Here is a 12,303-nt window from a genome sequence, read left to right as displayed (position 1 = left end):
ACTTAGAAAGGGTGGGTGAGCGGTGTGCTACTATATGACAAAGTGCGTGAGGAGATAGAGCGGAGAACGACTGCACTTCAAACGATGCAAAGGCAAGACGGAAAGTGGGAATTTTGTTTTGAAGGAGCTTTGCTAACGGATTGTCACATGATTTTTTTACTCAAATTATTAGGGCGAAATGAAGAAATAGAACCGTTCGTGAAAAGGTTAGCATCTCTTCAAACAAATGAAGGGACTTGGAAATTATACGAAGATGAAAATGGAGGGAATTTATCCGCGACGATTCAAGCGTATGCTGCTTTACTTGCTTCGAAAAAATATTCGAAAGAAGATATGAATATGAGGCGAGCTGAAATGTTTATTAAGGAACACGGGGGAGTTTCTCGTGCACATTTTATGACGAAATTTTTATTAGCGATTCATGGAGAATATGAATTTCCTGCGCTTTTTCACTTTCCAACGCCAATCTTATTTTTACAAGATGACTCCCCTCTCAGTATATTTGGGCTAAGCAGCTCAGCGCGTATACATTTAATTCCGATGATGATTTGTATGAATAAGAGATTCCGTGTAGCGAAAAAGTTATTGCCAAATTTAAATCATATTGCAGGCGAAGGTGGACAATGGTTTCGAGAGGAGCGATCTCCGTTGTTTCAATCATTTTTAGGTGATGTGAAAAAGGTAATATCTTATCCGCTTTCTTTACATCATAAAGGATACGAAGAAGTAGAGCGCTTTATGGAAGAACGTATAGATGAAAATGGAACATTATATAGTTACGCGAGTGCTACGTTTTATATGATTTATGCTTTGCTTGCATTAGGGCACTCTATTCAGTCTCCAATTATTGAGAAAGCTGTGGCGGGATTAAAATCTTATATATGGAAGATGGACAGAGGAAGTCATTTGCAAAATTCTCCTTCTACCGTATGGGATACCGCTTTACTTAGCTATTCATTGCAAGAAGCTAATGTAATAAAAGAAAATAAGATGATTCAAAAGGCGACGGAATATTTACTACAAAGACAACAAACTAAGAAAATGGATTGGAGTGTCCACGCACCGTCCATTATAGCTGGCGGCTGGGGATTTTCAGATGTGAATACAACGATTCCTGATATAGACGATACAACGGCTGCTCTTAGAGCGTTAGCACGAAGTAGAGGGAATAGTAAAATAGATGGTGCATGGGATAGAGGCGTCGGATGGATAAAAGGATTGCAAAACAATGATGGAGGCTGGGGAGCTTTTGAAAGAGGTGTAACGAGCCAGTTACTAGCGAATTTACCGATTGAAAATGCGAGTGATATGCTAACTGATCCGTCTACACCAGATATTACAGGTAGGGTGTTAGAGTTTTTCGGAACGTATGCGCCGAATGAATTGTCTGAAGAGAAAAAAAGGAAAGCAGTCAAATGGTTAATGGATGTACAAGAGTCGAATGGATCATGGTATGGGAAATGGGGGATATGCTATATATACGGTACATGGGCAGCGATGACAGGTCTACTTGCATTAGGAGTGCCCTCTACTCATCCATCGTTGAAAAAAGCAGCTTTATGGCTTGAACATATACAGCATACAGATGGAGGCTGGGGAGAATCATGTCAAAGTAGTGAGGAGAAAAAGTTTGTTTCTTTACCCTTTAGTACGCCATCACAAACAGCGTGGGCGCTTGATGCACTTATTTCTTACTATGATCAAGAAACACCAATTATTCGAAAAGGAATTTCATATTTGCTCGCGCAGTCTACTATGAATGAAGAATATCCTACTGGCACAGGGCTACCGGGTGGTTTTTATATTCGGTATCATAGTTACGAACATATATATCCGTTGCTTGCTTTGGCACATTATATAAAAAAAAATAAAAAATAAACCGAGAGTAGCTCTCGGTTTATTTTTCGGGTAGTAGGTCCCTGTTGAAAAGAATAAGGAACGTTGTAGTACCTTATTTTTCTGATGACTGGCGTTTTTGACGTGCATCAGCGGCATTTGCACGTGCGTTTGCTTCTAAGTCATTGTGGTCAGCGAGTTCGCGAGAGAACTCAACATCAATGCCATCAGCAGCTTTGTTTCGGTTTACATTTTTGTTTTTCATTCGACACAATCTCCTTGCGTTTTATCCCGCATAAACGGTTAGTAAAACTCCCACCTCAAAATTCAGATGGAACAAAGAAGCTAGGTGGGAGATTAGCTACCCGTAAATGCCCGATTGGTGAAGGCTAATAATCAGTGGGGGATGAACAAAATCCCCCTTGATTAAAGTTTCACTTTATGCGGCGTTGCAAAGTTAGTTTGACACAAATAGACTTTTTTATACAAAGAGGATTTGGAAAGCATAGAGCCGAAATATACAGTATAGCTAATAGAAATGGGGGATAGGGATGGACTTGTTAAATGGAAAAACAGCTGTTGTAACAGGTGCTGCGCAGGGAATTGGAAAAGAAATCGCACGAGTTTTTGCAAAATTGGGGGCCAAAGTATTAATTAGTGATGTAAATGAAGAGAAGCTACAAAAAACGACACGTGAGTTATCGGATGAAGGATATGAAGTGAGCTTATATCGATGTGATGTGAGCAATCAAAATGAAGCGAAGTCGTTAATTGAATATGCGGTTCAAAAATTTGGTACACTACATATTTTAGTGAATAACGCTGGGGTTACAAGAGATGCAATGTTACATAAGATGGAGAAGTCTGCTTGGGAGCAAGTATTACAAGTTAATTTAACAGGCGTTTTTTATTGTATGCAGCCAGCGCTTCTTTATATGAGGCAACAAGGATATGGGCGTATTATTAATATATCTTCAATTAGTAGAGAAGGAAACATAGGGCAGGCAAATTATGCAGCTACAAAAGCGGGGGTTGTAGGCTTAACAAAAACAGCAGCAAAAGAGGTTGGGAGTTTTGGTATTACGTGTAATGCGATTTGTCCAGGATTTATGGATACTGATATGACAAAAACAATACCAGAAAAAGTAAAAGAGAAAATGGTTGGAGCGATTCCAGTTGGAAGAATTGGAACACCGGAAGACATTGCAAACGCAGCTGCCTTTTTAGCGTCAGATTATGCGTCTTATATTACAGGAGAGGTTCTAAATGTTAGCGGAGGGTTGCAGGTGTAAATGAATACATAATGAAAAGAACCTGACCGAGTAGGTCAGGTTCTTTCTTGTTAATTTAAGTTAATCCACACGCTCTTCACTTCTGTATAGTTGTTCAGCGCATAAGAGCCCATTTCGCGGCCAAGGCCAGATTGTTTAAATCCTCCAAATGGAGATGCTGCATCAAAGACGTTATAACAGTTCACCCATACTGTACCCGCACGTACTTTGCTTGCAATATAATGTGCAGTTTTTACGTTCTCTGTCCACACACCAGCCGCTAAGCCGAATTGTGATTTATTCGCACGATCAATTACTTCATCAATATCATTAAACGGTAATGCAGAAATAACTGGACCGAAAATTTCTTCTTTAGCGATTGTCATCTCATCATTTACATCAGCAAATACTGTTGGAGAAACGAAGTAACCTTGATCGAATGGTTTGTTTCCTCCGCAAAGTACTTCAGCACCTTCTGCAATGCCTTTTTCAATATAGCCCATTACACGTTTTTGCTGTTCTTCAGAAACGAGAGGTCCGATTGTAGTTTCTGGATTTAGACCAGCGCCTTGATTTAATTTTTTTGAATATAGAACGAGATCAGCCATGACATTATCGTACATTTTCTTTGGAATAAATAAGCGTGACCCAGCAGTGCATACTTGCCCTTGGTTAAACATAACGCCAGAAAGCGCACCTGGAATTGCTCGAGATAAGTCAGCGTCAGGTAAAATAATGTTTGGTGATTTACCACCAAGTTCTAATGTAACGCGTTTTAATGATTCAGATGCTTGTCTCATAATTTGTTTACCGACTGGAGTAGAACCTGTAAATGCAATTTTATCAACGAGTGGATGATTAACGAGAGCTTGTCCAGCTGATTCACCGAATCCAGGAACGATATTAATAACGCCTTTCGGGAATCCAGCTTCTTCAATTAATTCAGCTAAGTATAGGGCGGATAGTGGGGTTTGTTCTGCAGGTTTTAAAACGATTGTACATCCTGTTGCAAGGGCTGCACCCATTTTCCACATTGCCATAAGAAGTGGGAAGTTCCAAGGGATAATTTGACCGACAACACCAACAGCTTCATGGCGTGTATAGTTAAAATATTCACCAGAAACAGGGATTGTTTGACCAACGATTTTTGTAGCCCAGCCAGCGTAATAGCGCATATGCTCAATTGCAAGTGGTACGTCTGCTGTCATTGTTTCACGGATTGGCTTTCCGTTATCTAACGTTTCGAGCTGTGCAAGCTCTTCTTTATGTTCTTCCATTAAATCGGCAAGCTTGTACATAAGACGGCTTCGCTCAGCAGTGCTCATGCGAGACCAAGGACCTTCGTCAAAAGCCATGCGAGCTGCAACTACAGCTTTATGAATATCTTCGCGACCAGCTTCAGAAACGACAGCAAGTGTTTCGCCAGTTGCAGGGTTAGGTGTTTTAAATGTTTTACCGGAAGCGCTTTCAACGAAAGATCCATTTACATATAACTTTTTCGTGCCTTGAAGAAATTTCTCTACCTTTTCATGAAGATTTACAGCTAGTTGACTCATTGTATAACCCCCTTGAAAATATAATGTAAACGCAGTACGAGACGGCGTTTATTCCGAAATCAAGGATGTGGGAACTAGATGAAAAGCCTCTAATTAAAATCATAAATAATAAACACTGAAAATTCAAATTTCAATTGTGTTACAATTGTAAAAAATATGTAATGATACATGGTATTCTATACAATTACAAAAAATCCTGCGCGTTTTTGTTTTCTAGTAGGAAAAACTAGAAGAACAGTGGTACAATTATACATCGTGAGAGGAGGGAGAAAATGAAGAATTATCATGATGATCCACGCTTTCGAATTGCTCATAGAGAAGCGTTAATTGGTCTTGGATTAGCTATTATTAATTTTATAATATGGTATGGATTTGCTTATGGGCTTGGTAGCAAGGATCCAAGTGAATATACATATGTATTAGGTTTTCCATCATGGTTTTTTTATAGCTGTATCGTTGGATTTATCGTAATGGTTATTTTGCTTAGTTTAGTTGTTCGTTTTGTATTTAAAGATATTTCACTCGATGAGGAAGAAAAAAGTGAGGAATAAGAGATGAATTGGTATGTAATCATTCCAATGATAATTTCATTTATCGTTGTGTTTTTAATTGGTGTATACGCATCAAGACGTGTACAAGCAACTGCTAATAATAAATTTTTACAAGAATATTTTCTTGGTGGACGTGAGCTTGGCGGCTTATTATTAGCTATGACAATGATTGCTACGTACGGTAGTGCAAGTAGCTTTATCGGTGGGCCTGGTATTGCTTACAATATGGGACTTGGATGGGTGCTATTATCAGCGATTCAAGTTGTAACAGGATATATCGTTTTAACGGTTATCGGTAAAAAGTTTGCGATTATCGCAAGGAAGATGGAAGCGATTACGCTTATTGATTATTTAAAGGGAAGGTACAATAATAAAGCGGTAGTTGTTCTTTCTGCGTTATGTATTATAATCTTTTTGTTCTCAGCAACAGTAGCCCAGTGGGTTGGCGGCGGACGATTAATTGAGTCACTAACAGGACTTTCTTATACAACAGCACTATTTTTATTTACATTTTCTGTACTTGTGTACGTGCTAATTGGTGGATTTCGTGCAGTTGCTTTATCAGATACGTTATTGGGAATCATTATGTTAGTCGGAACAACAATCATTTTAATTGCTACTGTCATTGCTGGTGGTGGAGTTGAAAAGATTATGCAGGAACTCATTCAAATTAATCCGAATTTAATCACACCATTTGGAGCAGATGGCAGTTTAACGAAATCATATGTGACATCGTTTTGGATTTTAATTGGAATCGGAGTCGTTGGATTACCACAAATTAGTGTGCGTGCTATGTCTTATAAAAATTCAAAAGCTATGCATCAAGCGCTTATCATTGGGACGATTGTCGTTGGTACAATTATGATTGGTATGCATTTAACTGGTGTATTTGCACGAGTAGTACTTCCTGGTATAACGGTACCAGATAAAGTGATGCCGCTACTCGCGATGGAAGTGTTACCACCTTGGCTAGCTGGAGTTTTCTTAGCTGCACCAATGGCAGCGATAATGTCTACAGTAAACTCATTACTTTTACTTGTAAGTTCGTCAATTATTAAGGACATATATGTGAATTACATAAATAAAGATGCAGCAGATAGTACGATAAAGAAAGGTAGTCTTTTGATTACTGGTATCGTAGGATTACTCGTATATGCTGCAGCTATTAAGCCGCCAGATTTTTTAATATGGTTAAATTTATTTTCCTTCGGTGGTTTAGAAGCGGCGTTCATTTGGCCGATTGTACTAGGTTTATATTGGAGAAAGGGAAATGCAACTGGAGCACTCGCTTCCATTTTAGTTGGGGTAGGCTCATATATGTGTATTCATCTTTTCTATCCAAACCCGTTCGGTATACATACAGTTGTCTTCCCAATCTGCTTTGCATTTATTGCTTACATCATTGGCAGTATGGTTACTATGAAGAAAAACGTCTAGATAAGATGGAGAACGCAGTCCGTATAGGGCTGCGTTTTTTCGTATGAATTTATTCTTTTTTATTCTGTATATCCATGACTATTCATAAATTAATAACAACTGAGGGGATGGAGTTGAGGTCGATGAAAAAAGTGTTGTTTTTGGGAGACCCGGGAATTGATGACTCTTTAGCCATCATGTATGGAATTATGCATCCTGATGTTGATATTGTTGGTGTTGTAACAGGATACGGGAATGTAACGCAAGAAAAAGCAACGACTAATGCGGCATATTTATTGCAAATGGCGGGAAGGGAAGATATACCTGTTATTAATGGTGCGAAAATCCCTTTATCCGGGGATTTTGTGACGTATTACCCGGAGATTCATGGGGCAGATGGCTTAGGTCCTATTAAACCGCCAAAAGCATTTTCACCTAATATAAAACCTTTTTGTGCATTTTTTGATATTCTTGAAAAGTATAAAGGTGAATTAATCATTGTTGATGCTGGCAGATCAACGACACTAGCGACAGCATTTATTTTAGAAAAACCGATGATGAAGTATGTGAAAGAGTATTATATAATGGGCGGTGCTTTCTTAATGCCTGGTAATGTTACACCAGTCGCGGAGGCGAATTTTCATGGTGATCCCATTGCGTCGCAATTAGTTATGCAAAATGCAAAGAATGTGACATTAGTGCCACTTAACGTTACATCTGAAGCTATTATTACGCCGGAGATGGTAAAGTATATTACGAAACACTCTAAAACAAGTTTTAATAAGTTAATTGAACCGATATTTACGTATTATTATAAAGCTTATAAAAAGTTAAATCCAAAAATAACAGGTAGTCCAGTACATGACGTTGTTACAATGATGGTAGCGGCAAATCCATCTCTTTTAGATTACGTGTATCGCCGTGTTGATGTCGATACGGTTGGAGTTGCAAAAGGAGAAAGTATCGCTGATTTTCGCCCGCAACCTGATGCGAAAGCATTGAAAAATTGGGTGAGAATTGGTTGGTCATTACATTATAAAAAGTTTCTTGAAGATTTTGTGAAAATTATGACGTAGACATAATAGGAGCATACAAGTTAAAATAATGGAGATGATTATTTAAATAATCATCTCCATTATTTTGTTTTTAAGAGATAAATAGAGAAGAGTTACACAATAGGAGAGGAATTTTACTTGAAAAAAACTATAGTATGCGCGGTGATTGTGGGTATTTTCGTTTTGCTAATCTCGGGTAACTTTTTAGTGAAAAAAGTGTGGAGTTCAAATAATGATGATGCGCAGTATATAGCATCTTTTATTGAAGAACATAAAGATGAAAAAAATAGCGCTCTTCTAGTAAAGAGAAATGATAAAGTTGTGTATTCTGTAAATCCAGATGTTGTATTGCCAGTTGCTAGTACGATGAAGTTAATTGTGGCGCTTGAATATACGAAACAAGTTACAGAGGGGAAAATCGACCCGTCTAGTTTCGTTTCAATTAATGATGTGAATCGTTATTATGTGCCGAATACAGATGGTGGTGCACAAGACAGATGGCAAAGTTATTTGCAAAAAAAAGAAAAAATAACTGAAGGAGCAGTCTCTTTAGAGGAAGTTGCAAAAGGTATGGTTAGGTTCAGTTCAAATGCGAATACTGAGTACTTAATGGAAGTGTTAGGATTAGAGAACATTAATCGTAATTTACAAAGTTTATCGCTTCCTGCACATCAACCACTATTTCCGATCGTTTCATCTTTATACATTCCGGGATATTTGCATAAAGAACTACATGTTCCAAAATATAAAATAGAGAAAAAGTTAAAAGAAATGTCTCAAGAGCAATATCGTCAATATGCGATGATTATTCATGAACGCTTAAAAAAGAAGGGCCCATTATTACAGAAGGAAATTCCTCTTTATTTGGAAGAACGTTACGATAAAATTTGGTCGGATAGATTGCCGGCTGCTTCTGCAAACGATTATATGGTATTGCTTCAAAAGGCAAATCATAAAGGTGGCTTGACAGAAGCAGAAGAAAAAGTGTGGGCGGATATCGTTGAAACGGATATGAGTGCCAAGAAATATCGTAAAACATTTAGACACGCGGGGCAAAAGAATGGTTATACACCATGGACAGTTACAAAAGCGGTTTATGCAATGGATAAACGCGGGAACTGTACAGAAATTGTATTTTTAGCGAATAATTTAAATGAAGATGACAGTGCTGAAATACGTAAACATTTAGCAAATTTACACTTCCAAGTGTTGCAAAGTGATAAGTATGATGCGACTTTTATTAAATAAACTCGGTGCTATGAGCGCCGAGTTTATTTTTATTCCGTAAACGACCGATTGGTGAAGGTTAATAATCAGTGGGAGATGAACCACCCACTGATTAAAGTTTCACTTTATGTACAAGCACTTTTTAGCTATCGCTGGGTATGATGGGTAGTAATACTTAGGCGAAAGGGGAAAAGGTGATGAAACAGAGTAAAGAAGAGTTTATTAAAAATGAAGGCGCTGATTTCCCTGGGAAAACATATGTAGACTGTGTACTACAGCATGTATTTGATTTTCAGCGTAATTATTTATTGAAAGATATGTTTCAAGTGCATAGGGCACATATTATTATGTTAACTGAAGAAAAGCTAATGAAAAGAGAAGAAGCGAAAGCTATATTAACAGCACTTAAAAAGGTAGGGGCAATTCCAAAGGATCAGTTGCTATATACAGAGCAACATGAAGATCTTTTTTTCTTAGTTGAACATTTACTTTCTCAAGAAGCAAAGTGTGAATTTGTCAGTAATATGCATATCGGTAGGAGTAGAAATGATATGGGTGTAACGATGTATCGCATGAGTTTGCGGCAATATGTATTACGGTTAATGGAACATCATTTATTGCTGCAAGAAAGTATGCTGGAGCTCGCTGAGGAACATATGGGAACAATTATGCCTGCGTATACACATACACAACCAGCGCAACCAACAACATTTGGTCATTATGTTTTAGCAATTTACGATACGATGCAAAGAGACTTGGAACGAACGAGAAAAGCGTATCATTTTGTAAATCATTCTCCAATGGGGGCAGCTGCCCTTTCTACAACAAGTTTCCCGATTAAGCGAGAGCGAGTGGCACAGCTACTGGGATTTACAAATGTAATTGAGAACTCATATGATGCTGTCGCTGGAGCGGATTATTTATTAGAAGTTAGTTCGTTGCTAATGGTTATTATGACGAACACAAGTAGATGGATTCATGATTTTTTACTATTAGCGACGAAAGAATACGATGGGATTACTGTAGCGAAGCCATATGTACAAATAAGTAGCATTATGCCGCAAAAACGAAATCCTGTTTCAATTGAACATGCACGCGCTATTACGAGTAGTGCTTTAGGGGAAGCCTTTACTGTATTTCAAATGATTCATAATACACCATTTGGCGATATTGTCGATACGGAGGATGACTTGCAGCCGTATTTATATAAAGGAATCGAAAAGGCGATTCGTGTTTTTTGTATTATGAACGCAGTTATTCGAACGATGAAGGTAGAAGCGGAAACGTTAAAAAGTCGTTCATATAAACACGCGATTACGATTACAGATTTCGCAGATGTTTTAACAAAGAACTATGAAATACCATTCCGGCATGCACATCATGCAGCAAGTACGATTGCGAATATGTCTATGCAGCAGAAGAAAGAATTACATGAATTACATTTCAAAGAAGTAAATATGTACTTGCAAGAAAAGTTAAGAGTAACTTTATTAGAAGAAGAGTGGAAAGAAATTATATCACCAGAAGCTTTTATTCAAAAAAGAAATGTATATGGTGGTCCGAGTAAAAAAGAGATGGAGCGTATGATTCAAAAACGCAAAGAATCTTTTCGAAAAGAAGAAGAGATATTTGAGAAGGAAAAGAAGAGAGTTTTGCATGCTGAAAATGATTTGAACACATTAGTTTCAAATATTATTGAATCGTAAAAGGAGGATTTAATGAATTAATCGCCAATACTTAATTAAAATATAAATCGAGGGAAGAGATTGTCGATGATTCAATTACACGTATATGAAGAGGTTCTCCGTTTTAAAGAAGATGTTACATCATTTTTAGAAAAGAATGAGCAGGCAAATAATTTAATATTAGGCGTTTTACAAGTTGTTCAAGAACCGATATTTATGGCGGTAGCGAAACGTGGAGAAGAGGTTACGATTGTATTTCTTCAAACTGTGGAAAGACAAATGATTGTTGCAACTTCTGAAATTGCGGAAGAGGATATAGTGGAACTTGCAAAGGAGTTAACGAAAGTATATCCGGATATTCCTGGTTTCATTGGCAATAAGAAAGTCATAAAGAAGTTAGCTGAAGAGATTGCGATATTAGAACAGAAAAAAATTGTAGTTGGAATGGAGCAAGGTGTATATGAATTAAAACGAGTAAAGAAGAAGTGGAACGATGGGATTTTTCGTACGATAAATAGTGATGAGCTACCATTAATAGAAAAATGGATATATCAATTTTGTGAAGACGTGAAGTTACCTACTACGAAAGAGGAAGCGAAACAAACCGCGCATACATTAATAACTACCAACCGTCTATTTGGTCTGGAGGTTGGCGGGAAATTAGTCTCTGTAGCTGCAAAAACAAGACCAACTACAAATAATATAACAGTTAATTTCGTATATACGCCGAAAGAAGAACGGAAAAAAGGGTACGCATCAAATTGTGTAGCTGCACTTAGTCAACGTATGTTAGATGAAGGTTACAAAACAACGACATTATATACTGATCTGGCAAATCCAACATCAAATAAAATTTATCAAGAAATTGGTTATGAAGAGATTATGGAGTCTGTACTTATATTTTTAGAGAAGTAGAATGAAAAGGCACACTAGTATAGCGTGCCTTTTTGTTATTCATCAATTCGAATTACCTCACCTTGCGGGAAGTCCTCTGTTTCTAGTAAGCTACGAATTGCCTTCGCAACATATTCGGGTAACAGTAGCTTTCCTTCTTCTTTTAATGCGATGAATCGATCTAAATTTATGAAGTCTTCTTTATTTGTTTCACGAATTTGAGCTTGCATATTTGTATCAACAACACCAGGTGCAAAAGCGACGATTTTTACTGGATATTCTTTTTCTTTTTCTTCGGTCGCTACACACTGTGTAAACATATTTACGCCAGCTTTCGTTGTACAATAAGCTCCCCATCCGAAATAAGGATTTTTTCCTGCGCCAGATGAGATGTTTATAACACGTTTATCTACTTTCCAATCTTTCGTATGTTTCATGAAAGTGGAGGTAAGAATCATAGGTGCAAGTAAATTAATTTGAACGTTCGTAATGAACAGTCCGCTCTCAGCTTTTTCAATTGGTTTCATAGGTGCAACTGTGCCCGCATTATTAATTAAATGAATAGATGATACAGCCTTTTCATTAATAGATGAAATGATTTCGTTAAAGTTAGTTTCTAAATTATGTACATCTTGAAGATCTAAGGAATGGAAAATGCAATTGCTGTTATTTTGCTCTGCGAGTTTAGTAAGCTCTTTATTTTCTCTTCTAGAAATAGAGATGACCGTTGTATTTTCTTCTAACAATTGCGTGGCAATCGCCTCACCTAAACCTTGTGAAGTTCCTGTTATGATTACGTAGCGCATAATTTT

At 37.4% G+C, this 12,303-nt stretch carries 11 protein-coding genes; 8 read left to right on the top strand and 3 right to left on the bottom strand.

The annotated features are described in order from the left end of the window. Window positions 1–24: 24 nt before the first annotated feature. Window positions 25–1,878, top strand: coding sequence for a terpene cyclase/mutase family protein (locus tag LUS72_RS17310; protein WP_097832757.1), 1,854 nt, complete (start codon window positions 25–27; stop codon window positions 1,876–1,878). A gap of 73 nt (window positions 1,879–1,951) precedes the next feature. Here LUS72_RS17310 and LUS72_RS17305 read toward each other — a convergent pair whose 3' ends face one another. Next, entirely contained in the window at window positions 1,952–2,101 is a 150-nt protein-coding gene (locus LUS72_RS17305) for a YfhD family protein (RefSeq protein ID WP_002121294.1), read from the bottom strand. Window positions 2,102–2,387: 286 nt separating this feature from the next. Between LUS72_RS17305 and fabG the strand changes: the two genes are divergently transcribed. Further along, a complete protein-coding gene (gene fabG / locus LUS72_RS17300; RefSeq protein ID WP_097832758.1) occupies window positions 2,388–3,128 on the top strand; it encodes a 3-oxoacyl-ACP reductase FabG in 741 nt (246 codons plus the stop codon). A 50-nt stretch (window positions 3,129–3,178) separates the two neighbouring features. On the opposite strand, the gene dhaS is transcribed toward fabG, so the two are convergent. After that, window positions 3,179–4,663 carry an aldehyde dehydrogenase DhaS gene (gene dhaS / locus LUS72_RS17295; RefSeq protein WP_097832759.1) on the bottom strand — a complete coding sequence of 495 codons (1,485 nt, stop codon included), beginning with the start codon at window positions 4,661–4,663 and terminating at the stop codon, window positions 3,179–3,181. A gap of 272 nt (window positions 4,664–4,935) precedes the next feature. Between dhaS and LUS72_RS17290 the strand changes: the two genes are divergently transcribed. The 6 genes from LUS72_RS17290 (at window position 4,936) to LUS72_RS17265 (ending at window position 11,512) form a co-directional block, all read left to right on the top strand. Then, complete coding sequence (locus LUS72_RS17290; protein ID WP_071747633.1) at window positions 4,936–5,214, top strand: YhdT family protein; 279 nt, start codon at window positions 4,936–4,938, stop codon at window positions 5,212–5,214. Between the two features lie 3 nt (window positions 5,215–5,217). Next, window positions 5,218–6,651, top strand: coding sequence for a sodium/pantothenate symporter (gene panF, locus LUS72_RS17285; protein ID WP_071772002.1), 1,434 nt, complete (start codon window positions 5,218–5,220; stop codon window positions 6,649–6,651). 122 nt (window positions 6,652–6,773) lie between these two features. Continuing rightward, window positions 6,774–7,706: a nucleoside hydrolase gene (locus LUS72_RS17280; RefSeq protein WP_071747631.1), complete on the top strand. Its 933-nt coding sequence runs from the start codon at window positions 6,774–6,776 to the stop codon at window positions 7,704–7,706. A gap of 117 nt (window positions 7,707–7,823) precedes the next feature. Continuing rightward, on the top strand, window positions 7,824–8,933 hold the full coding sequence (locus LUS72_RS17275; protein WP_097832760.1) for a serine hydrolase: 1,110 nt from the start codon (window positions 7,824–7,826) through the stop codon (window positions 8,931–8,933). A gap of 176 nt (window positions 8,934–9,109) precedes the next feature. Further along, window positions 9,110–10,618: an argininosuccinate lyase gene (argH, locus tag LUS72_RS17270; protein ID WP_097832761.1), complete on the top strand. Its 1,509-nt coding sequence runs from the start codon at window positions 9,110–9,112 to the stop codon at window positions 10,616–10,618. 66 nt (window positions 10,619–10,684) lie between these two features. Beyond that, window positions 10,685–11,512, top strand: a complete 828-nt coding sequence (locus LUS72_RS17265) for a GNAT family N-acetyltransferase (protein ID WP_097832762.1) — start codon at window positions 10,685–10,687, stop codon at window positions 11,510–11,512. Window positions 11,513–11,547: 35 nt separating this feature from the next. Here the strand turns inward: LUS72_RS17265 and LUS72_RS17260 are convergent, their stop codons facing one another. Beyond that, window positions 11,548–12,297 carry a (S)-benzoin forming benzil reductase gene (locus LUS72_RS17260; RefSeq protein ID WP_097832763.1) on the bottom strand — a complete coding sequence of 250 codons (750 nt, stop codon included), beginning with the start codon at window positions 12,295–12,297 and terminating at the stop codon, window positions 11,548–11,550. Window positions 12,298–12,303: the final 6 nt, after the last annotated feature.

It is taken from the genome of Bacillus cereus (assembly GCF_025917685.1).
In the GTDB taxonomy this organism is placed as follows: Bacteria; Bacillota; Bacilli; order Bacillales; family Bacillaceae_G; genus Bacillus_A; species Bacillus_A cereus_AT.
Note: the sequence above shows the minus strand (reverse complement) of the source record. Positions and strands in the feature narration are given on the sequence as shown.

What these genes read in the sequence shown, in the direction of transcription:
- LUS72_RS17305 (WP_002121294.1), bottom strand. Translation starts at nt 2,101, where the DNA reads ATGAAAAACAAAAATGTAAACCGAAACAAAGCTGCTGATGGCATTGAT.
- fabG (WP_097832758.1), top strand. Translation starts at nt 2,388, where the DNA reads ATGGACTTGTTAAATGGAAAAACAGCTGTTGTAACAGGTGCTGCGCAG.
- dhaS (WP_097832759.1), bottom strand. Translation starts at nt 4,663, where the DNA reads ATGAGTCAACTAGCTGTAAATCTTCATGAAAAGGTAGAGAAATTTCTT.
- LUS72_RS17290 (WP_071747633.1), top strand. Translation starts at nt 4,936, where the DNA reads ATGAAGAATTATCATGATGATCCACGCTTTCGAATTGCTCATAGAGAA.
- panF (WP_071772002.1), top strand. Translation starts at nt 5,218, where the DNA reads ATGAATTGGTATGTAATCATTCCAATGATAATTTCATTTATCGTTGTG.
- LUS72_RS17280 (WP_071747631.1), top strand. Translation starts at nt 6,774, where the DNA reads ATGAAAAAAGTGTTGTTTTTGGGAGACCCGGGAATTGATGACTCTTTA.
- argH (WP_097832761.1), top strand. Translation starts at nt 9,110, where the DNA reads ATGAAACAGAGTAAAGAAGAGTTTATTAAAAATGAAGGCGCTGATTTC.
- LUS72_RS17265 (WP_097832762.1), top strand. Translation starts at nt 10,685, where the DNA reads ATGATTCAATTACACGTATATGAAGAGGTTCTCCGTTTTAAAGAAGAT.
- LUS72_RS17260 (WP_097832763.1), bottom strand. Translation starts at nt 12,297, where the DNA reads ATGCGCTACGTAATCATAACAGGAACTTCACAAGGTTTAGGTGAGGCG.